Genomic DNA, 22777 nt, shown 5'->3' on the forward strand with positions numbered 1-22777 from the left:
TCAACGCTTCGTTGTATCGAGAAACTGACATGGACGACCGTCACCTGGCCTTTTTGGCTCGCCAGCCCTCCGCGGCCCTGCAACCCCGAGAATCCTTCCTGGGCATGCCCAAGCGTGGCCTGGCCTTTATTCTGGCCAACGCGATGTTCTGGCAGCCACTGCTGGTGCAGGCCGAAGGTATCGTCGTCAGCGGGCCAGGCACCAGTCTGCAAACAGCGGGTAATGGCGTCCCGATCATCAATATTGCAGCACCCAATGGCAGCGGGCTGTCGCATAACCAGTTCAATGATTACAACGTCGGTGCCAATGGCCTGATCCTCAACAACGCCACCGACCGCACCCAGTCGACACAACTGGGCGGCATCATCCTCGGCAACCCGAACCTGCATGGCAATGCTGCCAACATCATCCTCAACGAAGTCAGCGGCGGCAGCCCTAGCCAGCTGCGCGGCTATACCGAAGTGGCGGGGCAGTCGGCCAAGGTGATCGTGGCCAACCCCTACGGCATTACCTGTAATGGCTGCGGTTTTATCAACACTCCTAGCGTCACCCTGAGCACCGGCAAGCCCGTCCTGGATAACGGCCACCTGGATCGTTATCAGGTGGATGGCGGCGCCGTGACCATCGACGGTCAGGGCTTGAACGCGAGCAACGTTGACAGCTTCGAAATCATCACCCGCACAGCCAGAATCAATGCGCAGATCAATGCACGCAATTTGACCGTCATTGCCGGGCGTAATGACGTCAGTGCCCAGACTCTTGCCATCACCGCTCGGGTCGACGACGGCAGTGCAAAACCTGAATTGGCCATCGATTCATCTGTACTGGGCGGCATGTATGCAGGTGCTATCAAGCTGGTAGGTACGCAAGCGGGTGTCGGCGTGAAGCTGGACGGCACCCTGGCGGCCAGTGGTGGCGATATTGTGCTCGACGCCAATGGGCATTTGCGCATGGCCCAAGCCTCGGCAAGTGGGGCTATCAATGTCAAAGCGGCGAGCCTCGATGCCCAGGGCCCGGTCGATGCTGGCACTCGGCTTGATGTACAAACCACAACGGCACTGAACAACCAAAAAAGCCTCGCCGCACGGGACAGCATTACCCTCAGCAGTGGTGGCCAGTTGACCAATAACGGCATCATCGAAGCCGGGGTCAACGCAGACAACACCCGCAATACCACAGGTGATATCAGCCTTTCAGCAGCCAATCTAAGCAATACCAATAGCATAGTTGCCAGTCGTGCCTTGACGGTGGCCGCCACACAAACGCTGGACAACCAAACGGGTACGTTAAGCGGCCCGAAAACATCGGTCACTGCCGGTCACCTCGATAACCGTGGGGGCCGCATCCTCGGCACTGACACACTCAACGTCAACGCTACCCGCCTGGACAACCGAGCCGATGGCTTGCTGCACAGCACTAACAGCGCAGACGTCACGGTACTGGCGGCTCTGGAAAACCAAAATGGCCGAGTGATTGGCCTCAACGACTTGAAACTCAACGCTGGTCAACTGACCAACGACAAGGGCCTGATCGCCAGCACCGAGCGGGCCAGCGTGACGGCCGGACACCTGAGCAACCGGTCGGGTGAACTATCGGCCAGCCAAACCCTTATCACTACCACGACCCTGGACAACCGCTCAGGCACGTTGTTGGGCAGCAACCTTAACGTGACGGCCAGCGGCGCAATCGATAATCGTCTCGGCATTTTTTCTGCTGTTGACTGGCTGACAGTTCAGGCCGCCAGCCTGGATAACAGTGGCCAAGGTTCTTTGTCCAGCCAGGTCGGCTTGACCGCATCCATCACCGGTCTGCTCGACAACCGCAACAAAGGCAATCTGGTCAGTCAGGGGGCTCAGCAGATCACGACTGGTCAGTTGTACAACTCCCAGGCAGGACTGATCTCCAGCAAAACAGGCCTGACGTTGCACAGCGATGCCCTGGTCAATCACGCAGGCCTGGTGATCGCTGATGGAGCACTGACCCTGAGGGGTGGCCGCGTTGATAACAGCCAAAAAGGCGTTATCAGCAGCAAGGCAGGTGCCCGTGTTGAGTTGGACCGTCTGGATAACACCGGCGGCAAACTGAGCAGCGAGGGTCTTTTGGCCCTCAATGCCAACCAGATCGAAAACGGCGCCGGGCGGATCAGTGCCAAGGGCGGTCTGCAGGTCACGGTTGGTGTCCTGAATCAACAAGGTGGTGAGCTGGTCAGCGAAGGTGCACTGGCACTCAAAACCACCACGCTGGACAACCGCAACGGCGGCCTGATCGCCGCTGATAAAGGCGTGGCCCTGCACGGCCAAACTCTGCTCAATCAGCGAGGCGAGATTTCCAGCCAGGCCAAGGTACTGCTGGCTGCTGATTTTCTGAATAACAGTGGCGGTAAAGTGATTGCCGACAGCGGCCTGAACCTGACGGTGCAACGGCTTCTCAATCAGAACAAAGGGCTGCTGGCAGGTCGCGAAGGGCTGGTATTGAACGGTGGCCAGCTGGATAACAGCTCGGGTGGACGCCTCACCAGCCAAAAAAATATTCAAGTCAATTTGACTGAGGATCTGCTTAACCATTTCCAGGGCGAACTTGTCAGCGAGGGAAACCTGAGAGTAAACGCTGCCAGTCTGGATAATGGCCAGGGCGGTATTCTCTCCGCAGCCAAGGCGTTGTCGGTCACCACTCGGGGCCTATTGAATAATCAGGCCGGCAAACTGCTGGCGGATGGTACGGCCAGCCTGTACAGCGGCGACCTTAACAACAGCCAGGGCGGTGTCATCAGTGCCAGAAACAGCATTGATATCCTCAGCGCGAACCTGGACAACAGTCAGCAAGGCAGTATTAAAAGTGACGCCGGGATCACCCTTGATGGCGGTCAACTGAACAACAGCCAGCAAGGTTCGATCTTCGCCAAGTCCACGGTTAACGCAACGCTGACCGGACTGGATCAACACGATCGGGGCGAACTGGTCAGCAACACGGGCATCAATCTGAACCTCAATCATGGGGTTTTGATCAACCGCAACCGAGGATTGATTGCGACACCAGGGCAGTTGCTGCTAAGCAACTTGGGCGTGGTCGACAACAGCCAGGGCGGCGAGATTTCCAGCACGCAGTCATTTGTGCTGGCGGCAGATTCGCTGAACAACCGAGGCGGCAAGGTCATCAGTGCCGATAGCCTTCAACTGCACGTGGCCCATGCACTGGATAACAGTGTCAAAGGGGTGCTGTCGGCGCAGAACGTATTACAAGTGGCGACCGCCAGCCTGGACAACCGGTCCGGTGGGGCGCTCGCCAGTCATGGCGACCTCAACCTCAAGGTTGAGGGGGTTCTGGACAATCGCAACCAAGGCATGATCACGGCCGCGACCACACTTGAAGTGGCCTCCGGGTCATTGAACAACAGCGACAAGGGGCGACTCTTCGCCGGTGCCCACCTGACCCTCAACACGGGAGCGCTGGACAATCGCCAGGGCGGCAGTTTAGCCAGCGATGGCTCCATGATTGTCACGGCTGGCAACGTGGATAACCGTGAAGGGGTAATCGGCAGCCAGCGGGCGTTGAATCTGACCACCGCTGACCTTGAAAACAGCGCAGGCCTGATCAACAGCCAAGGCGATCTTGCTTTAGCGGGTCAACACGTGACCTCAAGCCAGGGCGGGGAAATCTCGGCCAAGGGCGACCTGGAACTCACCGTTCAACAGTTGATTCAGCGCCAGGGTCGCCTGGTCGGCGAGCGTGCCGTGGCCATTGACCTGCAAGGCGGGGATCTGGACAACAGGGGTGGTTTGATCAGGGCCAACGGCCCGCTGACCTTTGCACGTCTGGTCGCCCTGACCAACCGTGAACACGGGGAAATCTCCAGTCAGAACGCATTCACCCTGGGGGCGAAACACATCGATAACGGTGATCGCGGCGTCATCCTCAGCACCGACCAATTGCGCCTTGAGGCTGGGCATGTGGTCAACTCCGACCACGGCTTGATCTCCGGCTGGAATGGCCTGAAGGTGATTGGCGACAGCTTGGACAACAGCGTCCAAGGCACCCTGTCGAGCAAGGACGGCACCCTGCAGGTTGTCCTCACAGATGCTTTGGATAACCACGACGCGGGCGCGCTGGTCAGCCAGGGCAAGCAACATGTCAGTGCCGCGAGCCTGAATAACAACCAGGGCATTATTTCGGGCCAGGATGACCTAACGCTCAGCATCGCGGGTGGTCTGGACAACAGTAATGACGGTTTGATTTCGTCCGCAAGAGATCTGGATTTCAACCACGTGCGGACTGAGCTGAGCAACCGTAACGGCAAAGTCAACGCTGCCAATATCACCCTCACAGGTCGGAGCGTGGACAACAGCGCTGGGCAACTGATCAGCCAGGGAACCCTCAAAGGCACCTTGAGCGGTGCATTGATCAACGCCAATAACGCGCGCTTGGCCAGTGGTGCGGCCCTGCTGCTCATTGCGGCCAGTCTGGATAACCGTGGCGGTCAACTGGCCAGCCAGGATCAGCTTGATCTGACTCTCACCAACGGTGATCTGGACAACCGCGACCAAGGCACCCTGGCCAGCCAGAAAGACCTGGTTATCAAACTGTTGGCTGGTGATGTACACAACCAGCAGGCCGGTTTGATCTTCAGTCAAAAAGGTCGACTCGACCTGGCTGCCCGCGCCCTCAACAACCAGCAAGGCACGCTGCAAAGCCAGGCCGATAATAGTCTGCACCTTGGTGATGCCTTGAATAACCAGGGCGGCAAGGTCGACAGCCTGAGCGCCAATGTGAACCTTGAAGCGGCCAGTATCGCCAACGATGCAGGCGGTGTGCTCAACAGCAACAAGGGCTGGATAAAACTGGTCACCGGCTTGTTCGACAACAGCGGTGGGATCACCCAGGCGCAATCCCTGGATATCGACGCCACAGGCGGACTGCTCAATCAGATGGGGCACTTATCTGCACTGGGCGGCGAAAACCGCATTGTTACCAGTACGTTCAATAATCAGGGCGGTGGTATCTATGCCGATACCCGGCTCAAAGTCACGGCTGAGCACTTCGACAACCAAGGGACAACTGAAGGAAACGGAGGAAAAGTCGGTGCGAAGGACATCGAGTTCAGTCTTGCGGGATCTTTGAGCAATAGTTTCGGCTTGATCGAAAGCGATGAAACGCTGCGTCTAGCCGCGCGTGATATCAGCAACGTAAACGGCACCTTGCGGGCCATGGGGCGCACGGGCACCTCGTACATCAGCGCTTCGGGCCAGCTGGATAATCGTTTTGGTGTGCTCGAAAGCACCAACCCATACCTCAACCTGCAAGCATCAGCGCTGGACAACAACGGTGGTCGCGTCCTGCACAGCGGCAGCGGTAAATTTGACCTGGCTTCAGATCAAGTCACCCGCGCGGGCGGCAGCTTCGTGACCAATGGCCAGCTGGATATCAAGGCGGCGAGCTGGACCAACAGCAGTGTCATCCAGGCCGGTCGCCTGAACCTTGATATCGGTCAGTTCACTCAGACAGCCAGCGGTCAGTTGCTGGGCTCGCAACGTTTGAGCGGCAAAGGTGACACCTGGATCAACGAAGGTCTCCTGGCCAGTGACGGTAGCCTTGAGCTGACCCTTACCGGTGACTACAGCGGCAACGGTCGCATCAGCAGTCTGGGCGACATGCACCTTGCCAGCTCCAGCATGAACCTGGGCGACACCGCCCGCATTGCCAGTGGCGCCACTACCCACATCAACAGCACGACCTTGAACAACCATGGCCGCCTGACATCGGCAGGCGACCTGACGGTCAACGCCAGTAAATTGAACAACTACGGCACCCTGGGTGGTGCCGAAAAGGTGCGGTTGAACGCTGTTCACCTGGGCAACGACCAAGGCCTGATTTTCAGCGGCAACGACATGACGGTGCGGGTCAATGACTTCAGCAACCGCTTCGGCGATGTCTACAGCCTGGGTGGCCTGGACATCGCACGTGATGACGCGAACGGCCGCAGTGCCCTGATCGAAAATATTTCCGGCACCCTGGAAAGCATCGGCGATATGCGTCTGCTGGCGGGCAGCCTGAGTAACCGCCGCGATCAATTCAGTACAGAAAAGAAACTGGTATCGGGCAACATCAACGTCTACTCCAACGATTTCTGCAAGGGTAAAGGCTGCTCGCTCAGTTTCACCTCGGTAGAGCGCTATGAAGATGTGATAACCGGCAGTTCGGCCTCGGCGTTTATTAACGCAGGGGGGGATCTGACAGTGGGCAGTCAAACCTTCGACAACCTCTACAGCTCGGTATCGGCGGCAAAAAACATCCTTATCAACACTGATGTCCTGAACAACACCGGTGCTGCGGGAGGGGAGGTACGCCATCTGAATTCGGCGATGTATACCCGTGATCGTGGTTTCTACAACACCTTCATCAGCCGCCGTGACCAATTCAACCAGTACAACAACCCAACTTCGGCAAACTACCGCCCGGGTGACATGACCGTAGCTCAGGTCATGGCCGGTATCGGCAACTTTATCGAGACCAGCACCTATGTCGTACCGACCTCGGGGAGTGTTATTGCCCAGGCGGTTATCCAGGCGGCAGGCTCCGTCGCGGTCAATGCCGCGCAACAACTCAACAACAGCGTCATCCGCCCGAACGCCACGGATATCAACAATCCCGAGCGAAACCACAACACCAGTTCCGATGTATTTGCCTCGACTGTGAAGCCAGCGATCACCGCGCAACTGCCACCCGATCTGGCACAACAGCAAGTCAATCCGGTGACCTTGCCGGGATTTAGCCTCCCCACCGGGCAAAACGGCTTGTTTCGGCTAAGTGGTCAGCAAGCCACTGATGACGCTGCGAACAATGCTCCCAAAGGTGGCGGCGATTTCAGCGTCACAGGCCGCCAAATTGCCGCGCAAGACCGCGAAAAAACACTGGGCTACAACGCTGCCCAGGAACGGGGTTTTACCCTCGATACACCGCCGGTAACAGCCACGGTGAATGGTCAGGGGCCGTTGGTTCTGGAGACCAATACGCACAGCGTCACTCGGGTGCAAGGCCTGCCAGAAACCCCTGCGGCGGATAATAGCCACAAGTATCTGATCGAAACCAACCCGGCACTTACCGACCTCAAGCAGTTCATGAGTTCCGACTACCTGCTCGACAAGCTGGGTATGACTCCGGACGCAACCCATCGTCGTCTGGGCGATGGGCTTTATGAGCAACGGCTGATTCGTGAAGCGGTAGTTGCCCGCACCGGTCAGCGTTACATCGAGGGGATTACCAGCGACGATGCGCTGTTCCGCTACCTGATGGACAACGCCATTTCATACAAGGACACGCTGAAGCTTCAACTTGGCGTTTCCCTGACCGCCGAACAAGTGGCGGCACTGACCCACGATATTGTGTGGATGGAAGAGGCTCAGGTTAACGGCCAAAAAGTCCTGACCCCGGTGCTTTACCTGGCCCAGGCCAACAACCGCCTGGCCCCTAACGGCGCGCTGATCCAGGGCCAGGATGTCAGCCTGATCTCCGGTACTGACCTGCACAACAGCGGCACATTGCGGGCCACGCACAACTTGAACATGGTGGCCAACACCCTCGACAACAGCGGCCTGATGCAGGCCGGCAACCGTCTGGACATGCTCGCCACCGACTCCATCAGCAACAGCCGTGGCGGGGTAATTGCGGGGCGCGAAATCGATGCAACCGCGCTGACCGGCGACATTCTCAACGAACGCACCGTCACCACCTTCAAGCGTGAAGGCGATGGCTATCAGTTGCGCAATGACGTGGTGAGCAACGCCTCCCGCTTTGAAGCCACGGACACCCTCAAACTCAACGCTGGGCGCGATATCGCGAGCATCGGCAGCACCCTCAAAACCGGTGCCGATGCGTCCATTGTCGCCGGGCGCGACGTGGTAATTGCCAGCAGGGCTGAAGAAGACAGCTACGACTACCAGCGCCGGCGCAGCAGCGGCACCGAACAAACTATCCAACAACACGCCTCGGCAGTGGATATCGGTGGTGACTTGAGCATCGATGCTCGGCGGGATATCGCCGTAATCGCCAGCACCGTCAGTGCTGCTAAAGACTTGAGCGTCACAGCCGGGGAAAGCTTGACCCTGGCCGCTGCTGCCAACGAAAACCATGATTACGCCAAAGAGAAAAAAGGCAAAACCAAGACCAACACCCAGTCGGACCAGGTGACCCAGCAGTCTGCCGAACTGAGCGCCGGTGGCGACCTGCTAGCTATTGCGGGAACAGACCTGACGCTGATGGCGAGCAAGATCAGTGCAGGCAACGAGGCCTATCTTCATGCTGATAACGAGTTGAGCCTGTTGGCTGCGCAGGACAGCAACTACTCGTTTTATGACATGAAAAAGAAGGGCGGTTGGGGGAGTAAGAAAACCAAGCGAGATGAAGTTACCGACATCAAAAACATCGGTAGCGAAATCAAGACCGGTGGTGACCTGACCCTAAGCAGTGGCGGTGATCAGCTTTATCAAGGGGCCAGGCTCAACAGCGGTAACGATATCGCGATCGATAGCGATGGGACGGTTACTTTTGAGGCGGTTAAAGACTTGCATCAGGAGAGTCACGAAAAGAGTAACAACAATGCATTTTGGGTTTCATCCAAAGGCCAGGGCAACACCGACGAAACCTTACGTCAGACCCAGATGATTGCCGAAGGCAGCATTGCGATCAAAGCTGTTGATGGCCTGAAGATCGATATCAGACAGGTTGACCAACAATCGGTCAGCCAGTCCATCGACGCGATGGTCGAGGCTGACCCTCAACTGGCCTGGCTCAAGGATGCAGAAAAACGTGGCGATGTGGATTGGCGTCAGGTCAAGGAAATCCACGACAGCTTCAAATACAGCCACTCGGGGCTGGGTCCGGCTTCGCAGATCATTATCGCTATTGTGATGGCGGCCGTGATTGGGCCTATGGCGATGGGAGCCATGGCCGGTGCGACAGGGGCTGCGGTTGCCGCCGGAACAATGACGGCGGGCACCGCGGCTGGGCTGTCAGCGGCTGCAGGAGCAGTGACCGCAGGCGCGGCAACGAATGCCACCGTTAGTACCGTCAATAATCGCGGAAATCTTGGTGCGGTGATCAAGGACGTCACGTCATCCGATGCGATGAAGGGCTATGCGATATCAGGTGTTACCGCTGGTGTGACGGCTGGCTATTTTGACGACTTGACGGCAAGCAAAACCAATACGGGCACAGGCAAGGTCAATGTCCCCCTCAACACCTGGAAAGGCGCTGGGCAATTTGCAGCCAACCAGACGCTGCAAAATGGCACCTCCCTGGCCTTGAGCAAGGCCTTGGGGCAGGGTGGCAACGTCAGCGATGCCTTGAAAAGTGCGCTATTCAACACCTTGGCGGCGGCCAGTTTCAACGCTGTTGGCGATTACACCCAGGGTGTGTTTGCCGATGGCTCAGGGCCAAAGGTCGCAATTCAGGCCATGGTCGGAGGTTTGCTGGCAGAAGCCACGGGCGGAGACTTTAAAACCGGTGCCTTGGCAGCAGGTGCCAACGAGGTGTTGGTTGGTCACTTGAATGACTTGGTCAATGGTGATGAAAAACTGCTGACCATGAGTTCGCAGATCGTTGGTGTGCTGGCGGCTGCCGCTCAACATGATGTGGACGCCAGCAAGCTGGAGAAAGGCAAATGGATTGCGCAGAACCTGACGCAGTACAACTTCCTTAACCATCTGCCGCCTGGCTTGGTTGAGTATGGACAAGCGGCAACTACCCTCGCAGCAGATATGCAAAGCAAGGGCGCTACGGGTGATGAAATAGCTCAGGCGCAACTGGAGTTGGCCCGAGGGCAAGGGTTTGATGGTGTCCAACCGGCTAGTGAGTTAGTTGAGGCTTGGGGCATGTTTATGGCCGGCGAGCTCACAGGGGCGGCTCTCGCGGGTATATTGTGGCGCCTCGGGTCTTGGGGGGTAAAAGGCGCTGAAATAACTACGCTAGCGAACAAACCTTTAGGTCTTGGTTCGACGGGTAGGTCTGCACCTGCTAACTTGAGTGAAAAGCTTGCAATGGAGCAGGCTATTTCGAACCCTGCTGCTGGTCGCCCACTGACTGTCCCAATGACTGATCCCCGATGGCCGGCAAATGATGGTTGGGTGAAATCGGCCCAAAATATAAATGGAATCGAAATTCACTATGTAAGAAACTCCATAACTGGAGCCATTGATGATTTCAAATTTAAGTGAGTAAAACTATGCTTGCCTTATGTCAGGCTAATCTCGGTAGTGCTATTCCAGCCAAGGAGCGCTATTTGGGTGAGGTTGATCAAACTGACTACTCCCCTTTAAGTATTGGTGGGAGTTATGTGGTGTATGGTCTGCTGTGTGTTTTTGAACGAGTGGATTTTTTAGTTCGAGCGCCTGAGCAACCACCTTTCTGGGCTCCGAGCAGTCTGTTTCAGTTGGTTGATGCTAGAATTCCAGCCGGCTGGCAGCTTTGTATTACGCAAACGCGCCCTGATTATAAGTGTCTTTTTGAAGCTTTTAAAATTAGCCATGTTATAGGCTATCCGCTACTGGTTAATGAGTATGAGCATTATATAGGGGTTGTTGAACGGGACCCAGTGGAAGTACTGCGATTCCTGGAAGAAGTGGAGCGCATAGCAGAACCATGGGGTTAGGGTATGGTCAGCATATAATTGGTGGTTTGGGAGGTGGAGATGTCCTCCTAGTTTGTGCTGATTAAAACTCAAATGGTGTGAAAGTAACTGGGGCCTATCTAATAACTGTTAACTTCGTTTGTGCTGCCCTCAGCGGAGCGGTATTGAAAGGCGTTTTTTCTCGTGCGACAGCTATTCAAGACTATCTATTTTAATAGTGCTGACTACGAGACCCAGCACAAAGCTTTCAGCCAAGGCAGGTTCTTAGCCTTTGAGAGTTAACTTAGGGAACACCAAGAGCCCAACCCGAGCTCTTGCGTGACTCCCATTAATTGCATGCGTTGCGTCAGGCTGGTAGTGATTTCCCAGCGCGGCCCTCCCTTAAACCCCTTTGGTATTCGGCAGCAAGATGGTCAATACCCCCAGCAGCGGCAGGTAGGAACAGAGTCCATACACATACTCGATGCCCTGGATGTCCGCCAGATGCCCCAGCAACGCGGCGCCAATCCCGCCAAAACCGAACATCAAGCCGAAGAACACACCGGCAATCATGCCGACGTTACCGGGTACCAGTTCCTGGGCATAGACGACGATGGCAGAGAACGCCGACGCCAGAATAAATCCAATAACCATGCTCAATACGCCTGTCCAGAACAGGTCCACATAAGGCAAGGCCAGTGTAAAAGGGGCTGCCCCCAGGATCGAGAACCAGATGACTTTTTTGCGCCCGATCCTGTCGCCAATCGGGCCACCAAAGAAGGTACCTGCTGCCACTGAGCCGAGGAACAAGAACAGGTAAAGTTGAGAGCTGGCCACTGACAGGTGAAATTTCTCGATAAGGTAGAACGTGAAATAACTGGTAAAGCTGGTCATGTAGAAGTATTTGGAGAACACCAGCATTGCGAGCACCACCAGTGCAAACGTTACTCGTCCCTTGGACAGGCCGTGGCTCGCCTGGCTGCCCTGTTTAAGCTTGAACAGGGCCAGGTGGTTGCGATACCAGCGGCTCAAGCCGTACAGCACGAAGATGGCGAAGGCGGCAAACAGGCCAAACCAGGCGACATGCCCCTGGCCATAAGGGATCACGATGGCCGCAGCCAGCAGCGGGCCGAATGCGCTACCGGCGTTGCCGCCGACCTGGAAGGTTGACTGGGCCAGGCCATAGCGCCCGCCTGACGCCAGTCGCGCTACACGGGAGGCCTCGGGGTGGAAGGTCGATGAGCCGATGCCGACAAGGGCGGAGGCCACCAGGATCGACGCAAAGCTGGCGGCAAAGGCCAGCAGCAGGATGCCGATCAAGGTGCACACCATGCCCGCCGGCAGCAGCCAGGGTTTGGGGTGGCGATCGGTGTGATAACCCACCCAGGGCTGCAGCAGGGAGGCTGTCAGCTGGAAGGTCAAGGTAATCAGCCCCACCTGGGTAAAGCTGAGCCCATAGTTGGCCTTGAGCATGGGATAGATCGAGGGAAGCACGGCCTGGATCAGGTCGTTGATCAAATGTGCCAGCGCGCAGGCGCCGATCACCTTCATGACCAGCGGGCTCGCTTGTTGGGCCACTGAGGCTGACGCAGACGCAGACGCAGACGCAGACGCAGAGGCCGGGGATGCGGTTGTTGTAGACATGGCAAATCTTCCGGGGCGATAGGGGTGCGAGCTCAATGCTCGACGCTATCCTAGAATTCGCCTGCATGCCTGTCTCGCTGTATAAGGGAGCAAACCATCGCAAAAGGGGCGTCGCGATCAAACCACTCAATGATTTTTTGCTGGAGATCGATCGGAGCAACTGGACGGTGATCGGCAGCGCGACCGATTATCCTCAGGACTGGATCATCCCGGGCCATACTCATGAGAAGCATCAACTGCTGTATGCCATTGCAGGTGTCATGGTGGTTTACAGCGAGTCGAGCCAGTGGACCGTTCCCTCCAATCGGGGGGTGTGGATGCCCAGCGGCAGGGTTCATTCGATCCGCTGTGTGGGGCCGCTGAAAATGCGCAGTGTGTTTGTGCGACCCGATGCACTTGTGGACCTGCCTGCCGAGATAAGGGCCGTGAGCATCTCGCCGCTGTTGAGCGAGTTGATCAAGGTTGCCGTGGGCCTGAAGCTGCCATATACCGCGCACACCCGCGAAGGTCGGGTGATGCAGCTGATTCTGGACGAGTTGGCTCTACTGCCCGCATTACCCTTGCATCTGCCCCGGCCAGCCGATCATCGCATCAACGATATTTGCCTCAGGTTGCAAAAAAATCCCGCCGACAGTTCGACGCTGGCTGACTGGAGTACCCATCTGGGCCTCGACGAAAAAACCATCCAGCGCCTGTTTCGCAAGGAGACCGGCATGACCTTCGGCCAGTGGCGCCAGCAGGCACGTTTGCTGCTGGCGGTTGAGCGCATGGCGGTGGGGGAGAAGATTATCGATGTGGCGTTTTCACTGGGGTATGAAAGTCCGAGTGCGTTCACCAACATGTTCAAAAAGCAGTTCGGCAAAACTCCCAGCCATTTTTTCAAATAGTCTTTCGCTCGCTGCTACGAACCGCTACACACCTTGGCAGCAACCGGGTCGTCGGGGATAAACGAGTCCTTGGCTGAGGGTTTAAGCACCACGTAGCCGCGGCGCCAAGGCTGGTCATCGACCATGCTCCAGCGATGCCCCGTACCGGTGTTGTCTTCGGCGATCAGCACTTCGCCCGGATGCAGGGTGAATTTTTCGCCATTGCGGGTCGCGAATGCCAGCGTGCCCGACAACGTGATGACGTACTGCGGCTCCGGGTCGTTGTGCCAGTCATAGGAAGCATGCGCCGGGCTTTGCTTGAAATGGATGGCGGTCACGTCGTTGCGCATGTTCTGGTCGATACGGCCTTGCAGAACATGGGAGGCGTTGTCCGCACCCGTACACAATTTGTAGGCCTTGATGGTGTCGGTAGTGGAGGTGGCGGCCTGGGCACCGCTCAGGCCAGCCAGGGTAATGGCGACAGCCGCTGCCGTGCGCAGGCCCAGGCGGTGGATTGCAGTGCGCTGCGGTGCGCGAGTGTGCTTATGCATGGAGCAGGGTTCCCTTGTGCTGAATTGACGTGACAGGCAGCCATGTTCTGCGGGGGAGCGGCTCTGGACAATTAACAATTTGTTTATGGGTTATAAAAGCCCGGCTGATCGAGACGGACTTTTGGTGAGCGCTGATGGGGTTGGTTGCCCGCTCATGCCATTGCCAGCATTCAGCGTTACTGCAAATGTGCCTTGAGTTCTTGCGAGGCTTGCAACATGGCAGAGCGCACTGCAGGCACCTGGCTGACCACGTTCAAAAGACCAAAGTCGTGAATCATGCCGTTATAGCGAACCGCAGTGACCGGTACTCCTGCCTGATCCAGCTTGCGGGCGTAGGCTTCGCCTTCGTCACGCAGTACATCGGCACTGGCGGTTTGTACCAGTGCAGGTGGCAGCCCCTTCAACTGATCCACCGATGCGCGAAGTGGCGAGGCGTAGAGGTCGGCACGTTGCTTGGGGTCGGTGGTGTAGTTGTCCCAGAACCACTTCATCATGTTGCGGGTGAGAAAGTGGCCCTCGGCAAATTGCTTGTAGGATCCGGTATCAAAGTTGGCATCAGTCACTGGCCATAGCAGCACCTGGTATTTGATCGCCGGTGTGCCTTTGTCTTTGGCCATCAGGCTGACCACAGCGGCCATATTGCCGCCCACGCTGTTGCCTGCAACGGCCAGGCGTTTGCCGTCTACATTGATTTCGCTGCCGTGCTCGGCCACCCACTGGGTTGCCGCGTAGGCCTGGTTGATGGCTGTCGGGTACCTGGCTTCGGGGGAGGGGGTGTAGTCAACATACACCGCCACTGCCCCGGAACCCGCGACCAGGTCGCGTATCAGGCGCTCGTGGGTCGGGTAGTCTCCCAGCACCCAGCCGCCACCGTGGAAGTACATGAACACGGGCAAGATGCCTTTCACGCCTGCCGGGCGCACGATGGTCAGGTTGATATCCTGACCCTCGACGGAAATGGTCTTTTGGCTGATATCGGCTTTGGGCAGAGTCAGCTCTACCCCCGACTGGGCACTCGCCAGCACCGCACGCGCATTTTCAGGCGAGAGCTTCTCGATGGGTGTGCCGCCACTGGAATTCAATGCATTAAGGAAGTTCCGGGTGTTGTGTTCAATACCGGTGTCAGTTGCTGCGAACGCGCTGCCTATAGATACAGCGAGGATTGACCCCGCCAGGATTTTAACAAGAGTGCTCATGTTTTTATCTTCATCGCAGTGGGTTGAGCGTACACGTACGGGTGTACATCGCAATTGCCTAAATGGGCGACGAAGTTATGCTCAAGCTGGCTGAAAGCGTCAACTTCCAGACTGTTAGAGGATTTGTAGTCGGAAAAACCAGCGGCTCATTCTGTATTTGTTTTTCACGACAGTTGTTTGATGAGCGTTTACAAGTTGCCCGGGTTTTATCTGGCGAGTGCAGGCCAACTCATTACCGTTAAGGGTGGCAATGAGCTGAAAGCCGCGCCTGCGCAATAATCAGCACTTGGCCACCCCCACCCGCCACTGCGAAGGGGGCACCAGGCCGTTGACCAGGTAGTTGCCGACAATGCGTGACTTGTAGACCCGGGGGTTGTGGTTGGCCAGGGTGCGGGCGTTGCGCCACAGGCGGTCCAGCGCCTTGTTGCTGGCGGTGGCGCTGGCGCCCAGGGCATCGAACAGCGCCGTAGTCGCGGCCAGGGTGGCGTCTACCACGGGGTTGACCGCCAGGCACACTTCCAGTTCGGCCAGTGCCACCTGCGGGTCTTCATGGGTCAGCGGCTGCTCACTGGCAATGGTGTATTGCGCGGTGCTTTCCAGGCGCTGCGCCGCGTACCGGGCAATGGCCTGTGCCGCATAGGCCTGGCTGGCCACCTCGCCAATCACTTGCAGCAATTGCACGTCCTGCGCGGCGCTGTCGGCATTGCCCGTAGAGAAGGTTCTGGAGCGGCTGTGCAGTTCGTCGGCACCACTCAAGGCGGCGCGGCGGGCGATGCCGGCCAGGGTGCTCAGGTGGTAGATCTGGAAGAACGATTGGCCATAGGCAAAACGCTGGTCGGTGGCGCGGGGTTCATCGTTCACCCGCACGTTGTCGAAAATGCAGGTACCGCTGGCCGTCAGGCGCTGACCAAAGCCGTTCCAGTCATCAATGATTTGCACGCCGGGGGCCTTGAGATCGACCACTACGCTGTACAACGTGCCATCGTCACCGGTGCCGATGGTGTTGATCAGGTCACTGTAAAGGGCGCCGGTGGTGTAGAACTTTTTCCCGCTGATACGCAGCGAGCCGTCTTCAGCCCGGTGGATGCGGGTTTCGAATTCGCCACGGGTCTGGGTGCCCACCTCGGTACTGCCCGGCGACAGCAAAACGCCCTGGCTGAGTGTGTCCAGCCAGCGGGCCTGCCAGTCGAGATTTTTCGACACCAGCACTTCTTCGCAGAACCCAAAATGCCCGCGCAAGGCCTGGGTGATGTTGGAGTCGGCTGCGGACAATTCGGTCAACAGGGCGAGCAACTCAACCAGCGTGGCGTCCTGACCGCCATAGCTGGTCGGCAGACGCCAGCGCGGCAAGCCCAGGGCGTTCAGTTGCTGGATCACCTTGCCCAGGTGGCTGCGCGAACCATCAGCTTCGGCGGCTTGTGCGCCGATTTGGGCAAACAGCGGGCGAAAGGGAGCGGCCAGTTGTTCGTAACGGGCGCTTGGGGCGCTGCCCCAGATATCAAGTTGTGGATTAGGCATGCAGTCTGACCTTGCCGGGCCTGCGCTCAAAGGCGCGCTGGCGCTGAAATGAGTGAAGTAAATACGGTTAGGCCCAGTGGTCTGGTGAAGCCACCCTAATACTAGATTGGTCAAATGCTTAATACCAAAAACAGCTAACCAAATACCCGGACAGGGTTCTATGGATATGCCTTAAAAGTATTGGTTGCTTATGTCTTTATTGCGCTAGCTTCTAAAAACGCCACGCTTGGCGACTCAAAAAGCCTCTTTTCTCAAAGCCAGACTGCATGCCTACAGATGGTTGATTCAGCTGTTAACTCTGTAGGAATTCTTAATGACAACACGTCAAAAATTGCTCGGCCTGTTGGGTCTGGCCTCTCTGGTGCTGCATGGCACTCCCGCCTGCGCCGCTACCCCGCAGACCCTGGTGGTGGGCGATCAGTTCTTCTCCAACCGCATTGTTCTCGAACTCTCGGGTGAGCTTAAAGATTTGCCCTATACCATCGATTTCAAGCGCTTCAATACCGGTTCGCCGGTAGCCTCGGCCGTCGCCAGCGGCGCCCTGGATATTGGCGTGGTAGGCGATACCCCGGTGATCAGCCTGGCGGCCAACGGTGCCCCGGTCAAAGTCGTGGCCAGCACCCAGACCAGCCTTAACGGTGTCGGCATTGTGGCCCGCCCGGGCATCCATTCGGTGGCGGATCTCAAAGGCAAGACCGTGGCGATCTGGAACGGCTCCTGGAGTCAGCAGATGATGTTCAAGGCCCTTGACGAAGCAGGCGTGCCACGGGACAGCGTGAACTACAAGTTCCTGTTGCCGGCGGAGGCGAGCATGGCCTTGAGCCAGGGCGATATCGATGCCTTCGGCACGTGGGAACCCTATGTGTCGCTGCAGGAAAAAGAAGGCAGCACCCTGATCCGCAACGCCAAGGGGCTGATGAGCGCACCGACTTATGTGGTTGCCTATGAGCCGGTGCTGGCGCAAAAGGGCGAGATCATCAAGGACTTTGTTGCGCGCCTGACCCGCGCCCGGGAGTGGAGCCAAAGCCATGTTGATGAATACGCTGCCGCCTGGTCCAAGGCCAACCAGTCCTCCCCGGAAATCGCCAAGGCCTGGTTCAAGCGTGACGCCATTACCGTGTTGCCGATCTCGCCCACCATTGTCAGCGAAGCCCAGGCCACTTCTGACTTTCTATACGACGCCAAACTGCTGAAAAAGCCGTACGACGTCACTCCCATGTTTGACCGCGCACTCTGACAACCAAGGAAAACCTTATGGCCAAGCAAATGGCACTGGCGGGGTTTATGCTTTCGGGCCCCGTGGTACATAGCCACGCGGTGTGGCGTCACCCGCAAACCCATAGCCACTTTCTCGACCCCGACTACTACATCGAAATCGCCAAGACCCTGGAAGAGGGTTGTTTTGACCTGTTGTTTTTCGCTGATCGCCTGGCGGTCGGCGATCAGGCCGGGCAATCCCGGGCGCGTTCCTTCGAGTTGGGTGCGCAGGATGCGGCGCGGCTCGATCCGCTACCGATTCTCAGCTTGCTGGCCGGTCACACCAAGCATATTGGCCTGGGGCTGACACGCTCTACCACCTACTACCAACCGCCCCATGTGGCGCGGGCCATCGCCTCCCTGGACCATATCTCCAGAGGTCGCAGCGCCTGGAATATCGTGACCTCGATGAACGACAGCGAAGCGCGTCTGTTCGGCCATGCCCAGCACCTGGCCCACGATCAGCGCTACGCCCGCGCCGATGAGTTTGTCGAACTGGTGCTCAAACTGTGGAACAGCTGGCAGCCGGATGCGCTGGTGCTGGACAAGGTGCGCGGCATCCTCGCCGACCCGAGCAAGATCGATGCCTTCAAGCACAGCGGCACCTACTTCGACTGCGAAGGCCCGCTCAATATTCCGCGAGTGCCACAGGGCCAGCCGGTGCTGATCCAGGCCGGAGCCTCGGGGCGGGGTCGCCAGTTTGGTTCACGCTGGGCTGAAGTGATTTTCAGCATCAACAGCCGGGTAGAGCGCATGCTCGAATTCCGCCAGGACATCCACCAGCAAATGCGCGCCATTGGCCGCAACCCGGATGACTGCAAAATCCTCACGGCGGTCATGCCATTTATTGGCGGCACTGAAGCTGAAGCGATCAAAAAGCGCGATGAGCACAATGCATTGGCCAACCCTGAACTGGGGGTTATCACCCTGTCGACCCAGTCCAATTTCGACTTTACCCAATTCCCGCTGGACACCCGCCTGCTGGATATCGCCCGGCACTCGGCCACCCCCGACGTGATTGCGCAAAAACTGCGTCTGGAACGTGACATCACCCTTGGCGAGTACGGTGCGATCATGGCCGCCAGTATCCGCGTGCCGCAATTGGCGGGGACCGCAGAGAGCGTGGCGCAGCAATTGATCGACTGGCTGGAGTTGGGGGCCTGCGACGGTTATGTGGTGTCGCCTGCCTACCTGCCCGGCACTTTCACCGAGTTCACCGAATCGGTGGTGCCGATCCTGCAACGCCGCGGTTACCTGCGCAGCGCCTATGAGCATCCGACCTTGCGTGGGCATCTGGGGTTGAAAAGTTTCAATTGAAACCGGAGTGCGAAGGGTTCACTCCTGAACCCCTCGCCAATGACGGATTGCTCGATAGCCCCTGAGGCCGGTTCCTTTACAGAATATTCAATGGGTAGCTGACAATCACCCGATGCTCGTCGCAGCCTCGCTCCGCTCGACAGCGGCTACAGGTGCTTGGCAGTTGTGCAAGGACTGTAAAGTTGGGTAAATCTTGGCTTCGAGCCTTGCTCGCACAGGTATAAGGGCGGCGTTTTGTCCCTGTTGAAAATGAGCGTTCGGTCATGAAATTGAAGTCTGTTGTTAAAGCGATGGTTGTAGCGGTGGCGGTATCGGCCTTGTCAGGCTGCTGGATGTTTATGCCGCCAGGTGGCGGTGGCGGTGGTGGCGGTCATGGTGGCGGTGGTCAGCACGGTGGTCAGCGCTGATCGGGTGAGTCGCTCTATTGTGGGCGCTGGCATTACAATTCCAGCTTGTAGCCCACGCCATACAACGACTGGATCGGGTCTTGCCCGGGGCTGGCCTGGGCCAGTTTGCGCCGCAGGTTGCGGATATGGCTGTCCACCGTGCGGTCAGTGACCACGCGATGGTCGGAGTAGAGTTTGTCCAGCAACTGGTCACGGGAAAATACCCGCCCCGGGGCGCGGGCGAAGGTGTTGAGCAGGCGCAGTTCAACCGGGGTCAGGTCCAGCGCCACGCCATCGAACGAGGCGCGATACTGCGCTTCGTCGATCTGCAGGCGGGCCCGGGCCACCTGCTCGAACTGCGGGCTGCGGCGCAGGATGGCCTTGACCCGGGCCACCACTTCACGCGGGCTGAACGGCTTGCAGATATAGTCGTCAGCGCCCAGATCCAGCCCCAGCAGGCGGTCCACTTCTTCTACCCGAGCGGTGATCATGATGACCGGGATTGCGCTGAAATCCCGCAGCTCCTTGCAGATTTCCAGGCCGTCGCTACCGGGCAGCATCAGGTCCAGCAGGATTAGCCGTGGCGCATGGCTGCGTACCCACGGCACCACGTCCAGGCCGTTGTCCAGGCAATGCACGGCGTAACCGGCGAGGGTCAGGTAGTCATGCATCAATGCGGCCAGTTTAGGCTCATCTTCAACGATCAGAATCGTGTCCATGCTTTACACCTTGCGTGGCAAGCGCAGGCTGAGCCAGAGGCCGCCCAGGGGTGAGTGGTCGGCCGTGAGGCTGCCGCCATGGGCCAGTACGATGCTGTGACAGATCGCCAGTCCCAGGCCGGCGCCGCCACTGGCGCGATTGCGCGAAGCTTCACCGCGGTAGAAGCGCTCGAACAGCCGCGGCAGTTGCTGCGGGTCTACGCCGGGGCCGGAGTCCATAAAGCTGACCAGTATGTGCTCATCTTCAATGGAGGCGCTGATCAGCAGCATGCCGCCGGCATCGGTGTAGCGCACGGCGTTTTCCAGCAGGTTGCCAAACAGCTGTTGCAGGCGCTTGGCATCGGCTTCCAGCAGCAGGGGGCAGGATGGCAGGCGCAGCTCAACCCGCAGGCCGGCCGCATTGCAGCGTTCCTGATACATGGCCACCGAGGTCTGCAGCAGGTCGTTGAGGTCGCATTGGCTTTTGCGGTAGGTCAGGGCACCGACATCGGCCAGTGACAGCTCATACAGGTCGTCCACCAGTTTGCTGAGCATGCCGACTTCGCCTTGCAGTGACTTCATCGAACTGTGGTCGAGGGTGCGTACACCGTCCTCGATGGCCTCCAGTTCGCCGCGCAGGATCGACAACGGCGTGCGCAGTTCGTGGGAGACATCGGCCATAAATTCACGGCGCATTTTTTCGTTGCGCTCAAGGGTGTAGGCCAGTTGATTGAAGTCGCGGGCCAGCTGGCCGACTTCGTCATTGGACGATACGGCTACCCGGTTGCTGTATTCCCCGGTGGCCAGTTTGTGGGTGGCCGCAGCCACGCGCTTGACCGGGTCGAGCAGGGTGCGGGCGATCCACCAGGCAATCAGCATGGCCAGCAGCAGCGAGAGCACGCCCATGCCCAGACTGGTTTGCAACTGGTATTGCTGGAAACGCTCGCCACCGGCCTCGGTCACGCTCTGGAACGGGGTCACGGCCAGCCAGCCGACGGTTTTGCCATTGACTTCAATTGGCCGCAGCAGAGCATCGTCGCCGATGGAGGGGTAGCCGGTGACGCGCTTTTTATCCTGGTCGAGCAGGGCAATACGAAACAGCGCGCCGGTCAGGTCCGAGGGCAACGGGTTTTTAAGGTCGCCGCGTTTGGGTTCATCCCCTGCGTCTGGCCGCATAAGTTGAAACCAGCGCTCTGGATTGTGTCGCAAAAAATCCCAACTGCCTTCGCGCTGCCAGGCGCTAACCATACGCGGCTGCACGGATTCCATGCGCTCCAGCGCCTGTTCATTGAGGTAGCCGAGAAAGCCCCGGGTGAAACTCCAGCTGGTGGCCAGGCCCATGCTCAGAATCACGAACAGCACGCTGGCCAGGACGGCGATAAACAGCTTGGTGGAGATACTCAGTTTCATCGGCTCGGCTTACTGGCGAAATGGCCTGCTCATTTAGGCCCTGCGCCGGGGAAGATTCAAGGCTTGCGGGCAATCTTCAATTTTCCTGCACATTTGCCTCGCACCATGACATCAGCCAACTGTCTTGTAGAGGCCGCCATGTCGATCAAACTGTTTACCAAATCCCTGGTAACCGCCGCTGTTATTGTGTCTTTGCTGGTTCTCGTTGTGTTGAGCGGATGCTCGGCCGGTGATTCCGCGCCCGTTGCCGAAAAACCCAAGGTTTCGGTGCTCACTGTGCAACCGCAGCGTCAGGCATTGACCACCGAGCTGGCCGGTCGCACCCAGGCATTTATGGTTGCGCAGATCCGTCCTCAGGTCAGCGGCATTGTGCAGCAGCGCCTGTTCGTCGAAGGGGCCGAGGTCAAGGCCGGCGAGGCGCTGTATCAAATTGATGCAGCGCCATACAAGGCCGCCTTTGCCCAGATGCAGGCCACCGCCGCCAAGGCCCGCGCCACCGTCAAATCGGCTCAGGCCACGGCCCGGCGCGACGCGCAACTGGCGAAAATAGACGCCATCAGCCAGCAAGATAATGAAGACGCGCAGGTCAGCCTGCAAACGGCCGAGGCCGACCTGCAAGTGGCCTTGGCCGACGTCGAAACCGCGCGCATCAATCTGGCTTACACGCGCATCAGTTCGCCGCTCAGTGGCCGCATCGAAACCTCCACCGTGACCCCCGGCGCCTTGGTGGTGGCCAGCCAGGACACTGCGCTGACCACCGTGCAGCAACTGGACCCGATCTATGTCGACGTCACCCAGTCGACCAGCGAGTTGCTGCGCCTGAAACGCGACCTGGCCAGCGGCACCCTGCAAAACAATGGCCAGGGCGAAACCCCGGTGTTGCTCAAACTCGATGACGGCAGCACCTACAACCACGCCGGCAGCCTCAAGTTCAGTGGCGTCACCGTCACTGAAGGCACCGGCACCGTGACCCTGCGCGCTGTCTTCCCCAACCCCGATCACCTGTTATTGCCGGGTATGTATGTACGCGCCGTGCTGGATCAGGCCACCGACGACAGGGCGATTTTGATCCCGCAAAAAGCCGTCACCCGCAGCGCCAGCGGCGTGACCTCGGTGCTGGTGGTGGTCGAGGGCAAGGTCGAACAGCGCGTGCTGACCATTGACCGTGCCGAGGGCAATCAATGGTGGGTCACCTCCGGGTTGAATGCCGGTGATCAGGTGATTGTCGAGGGCGGGCAGAAAGTCCGGGTGGGCAACGAGGTATTGGCACAAAACAGCGAAACCCGTGCGCTGCCAACCCGTGCCGCACCCACTGCAATTGCCAAGGAGGGTTGAGC

13 protein-coding genes are annotated in these 22777 nt (G+C 58.3%); 7 read left to right on the forward strand and 6 right to left on the reverse strand.

Annotated features, from left to right (window positions below; all coding sequences use genetic code 11):
• The first annotated feature begins 29 nt into the window (after nt 1-29).
• Both PPTH39_RS13820 and PPTH39_RS13825 read left to right on the forward strand, forming a co-directional pair.
• Nucleotides 30-10205 (forward strand): two-partner secretion domain-containing protein, encoded by a 10176-nt coding sequence (locus PPTH39_RS13820; protein ID WP_130872094.1) that lies wholly within the window; start codon nt 30-32, stop codon nt 10203-10205.
• A gap of 8 nt (nt 10206-10213) precedes the next feature.
• A complete protein-coding gene (locus tag PPTH39_RS13825; protein WP_130872095.1) occupies nt 10214-10639 on the forward strand; it encodes a hypothetical protein in 426 nt (141 codons plus the stop codon).
• A gap of 360 nt (nt 10640-10999) precedes the next feature.
• On the opposite strand, the gene PPTH39_RS13830 is transcribed toward PPTH39_RS13825, so the two are convergent.
• On the reverse strand, nt 11000-12241 hold the full coding sequence (locus tag PPTH39_RS13830) for an MFS transporter (protein WP_179292405.1): 1242 nt from the start codon (nt 12239-12241) through the stop codon (nt 11000-11002).
• A gap of 65 nt (nt 12242-12306) precedes the next feature.
• On the opposite strand from PPTH39_RS13830, the gene PPTH39_RS13835 reads away from it, so the two are divergent.
• A complete protein-coding gene (locus tag PPTH39_RS13835) occupies nt 12307-13128 on the forward strand; it encodes an AraC family transcriptional regulator (protein WP_130872126.1) in 822 nt (273 codons plus the stop codon).
• Between the two features lie 14 nt (nt 13129-13142).
• Here the strand turns inward: PPTH39_RS13835 and PPTH39_RS13840 are convergent, their stop codons facing one another.
• The 3 genes from PPTH39_RS13840 to PPTH39_RS13850 form a co-directional block, all read right to left on the reverse strand.
• Entirely contained in the window at nt 13143-13658 is a 516-nt protein-coding gene (locus tag PPTH39_RS13840) for a cupin domain-containing protein (protein WP_095022923.1), read from the reverse strand.
• Nucleotides 13659-13834: 176 nt separating this feature from the next.
• Nucleotides 13835-14854: an alpha/beta hydrolase gene (locus PPTH39_RS13845; protein ID WP_095026557.1), complete on the reverse strand. Its 1020-nt coding sequence runs from the start codon at nt 14852-14854 to the stop codon at nt 13835-13837.
• Between the two features lie 279 nt (nt 14855-15133).
• Nucleotides 15134-16372: an acyl-CoA dehydrogenase family protein gene (locus PPTH39_RS13850; protein WP_130872096.1), complete on the reverse strand. Its 1239-nt coding sequence runs from the start codon at nt 16370-16372 to the stop codon at nt 15134-15136.
• Nucleotides 16373-16685: 313 nt separating this feature from the next.
• Here PPTH39_RS13850 and PPTH39_RS13855 point away from each other — a divergent pair, with 313 nt between their 5' ends.
• From PPTH39_RS13855 to PPTH39_RS23535, 3 genes are all read left to right on the forward strand, one after another.
• Nucleotides 16686-17609, forward strand: a complete 924-nt coding sequence (locus PPTH39_RS13855; protein WP_095019283.1) for an ABC transporter substrate-binding protein — start codon at nt 16686-16688, stop codon at nt 17607-17609.
• Nucleotides 17610-17626: 17 nt separating this feature from the next.
• Nucleotides 17627-18946, forward strand: coding sequence for an LLM class flavin-dependent oxidoreductase (locus PPTH39_RS13860; RefSeq protein WP_095019284.1), 1320 nt, complete (start codon nt 17627-17629; stop codon nt 18944-18946).
• A 263-nt stretch (nt 18947-19209) separates the two neighbouring features.
• Nucleotides 19210-19353 (forward strand): hypothetical protein, encoded by a 144-nt coding sequence (locus PPTH39_RS23535; protein ID WP_165446521.1) that lies wholly within the window; start codon nt 19210-19212, stop codon nt 19351-19353.
• 32 nt (nt 19354-19385) lie between these two features.
• Here the strand turns inward: PPTH39_RS23535 and PPTH39_RS13865 are convergent, their stop codons facing one another.
• Entirely contained in the window at nt 19386-20051 is a 666-nt protein-coding gene (locus PPTH39_RS13865; protein WP_130872097.1) for a response regulator, read from the reverse strand.
• 3 nt (nt 20052-20054) lie between these two features.
• Nucleotides 20055-21440, reverse strand: coding sequence for an ATP-binding protein (locus PPTH39_RS13870; RefSeq protein ID WP_095032093.1), 1386 nt, complete (start codon nt 21438-21440; stop codon nt 20055-20057).
• Between the two features lie 138 nt (nt 21441-21578).
• Between PPTH39_RS13870 and PPTH39_RS13875 the strand changes: the two genes are divergently transcribed.
• Entirely contained in the window at nt 21579-22775 is a 1197-nt protein-coding gene (locus tag PPTH39_RS13875; RefSeq protein WP_130872098.1) for an efflux RND transporter periplasmic adaptor subunit, read from the forward strand.
• Nucleotides 22776-22777: the final 2 nt, after the last annotated feature.

This window comes from Pseudomonas bubulae, from assembly GCF_900618535.1.
Lineage (GTDB): Bacteria > Pseudomonadota > Gammaproteobacteria > Pseudomonadales > Pseudomonadaceae > Aquipseudomonas > Aquipseudomonas bubulae.

Excerpts from the sequence above, each read along its gene's own strand:
- PPTH39_RS23535 (WP_165446521.1), top strand. The coding sequence starts at position 19,210 with ATGAAATTGAAGTCTGTTGTTAAAGCGATGGTTGTAGCGGTGGCGGTA.
- PPTH39_RS13855 (WP_095019283.1), top strand. The coding sequence starts at position 16,686 with ATGACAACACGTCAAAAATTGCTCGGCCTGTTGGGTCTGGCCTCTCTG.
- PPTH39_RS13840 (WP_095022923.1), bottom strand. The coding sequence starts at position 13,658 with ATGCATAAGCACACTCGCGCACCGCAGCGCACTGCAATCCACCGCCTG.
- PPTH39_RS13870 (WP_095032093.1), bottom strand. The coding sequence starts at position 21,440 with ATGAAACTGAGTATCTCCACCAAGCTGTTTATCGCCGTCCTGGCCAGC.
- PPTH39_RS13850 (WP_130872096.1), bottom strand. The coding sequence starts at position 16,372 with ATGCCTAATCCACAACTTGATATCTGGGGCAGCGCCCCAAGCGCCCGT.
- PPTH39_RS13825 (WP_130872095.1), top strand. The coding sequence starts at position 10,214 with ATGCTTGCCTTATGTCAGGCTAATCTCGGTAGTGCTATTCCAGCCAAG.
- PPTH39_RS13875 (WP_130872098.1), top strand. The coding sequence starts at position 21,579 with ATGTCGATCAAACTGTTTACCAAATCCCTGGTAACCGCCGCTGTTATT.
- PPTH39_RS13845 (WP_095026557.1), bottom strand. The coding sequence starts at position 14,854 with ATGAGCACTCTTGTTAAAATCCTGGCGGGGTCAATCCTCGCTGTATCT.
- PPTH39_RS13865 (WP_130872097.1), bottom strand. The coding sequence starts at position 20,051 with ATGGACACGATTCTGATCGTTGAAGATGAGCCTAAACTGGCCGCATTG.
- PPTH39_RS13820 (WP_130872094.1), top strand. The coding sequence starts at position 30 with ATGGACGACCGTCACCTGGCCTTTTTGGCTCGCCAGCCCTCCGCGGCC.
- PPTH39_RS13835 (WP_130872126.1), top strand. The coding sequence starts at position 12,307 with ATGCCTGTCTCGCTGTATAAGGGAGCAAACCATCGCAAAAGGGGCGTC.
- PPTH39_RS13860 (WP_095019284.1), top strand. The coding sequence starts at position 17,627 with ATGGCCAAGCAAATGGCACTGGCGGGGTTTATGCTTTCGGGCCCCGTG.
- PPTH39_RS13830 (WP_179292405.1), bottom strand. The coding sequence starts at position 12,241 with ATGTCTACAACAACCGCATCCCCGGCCTCTGCGTCTGCGTCTGCGTCT.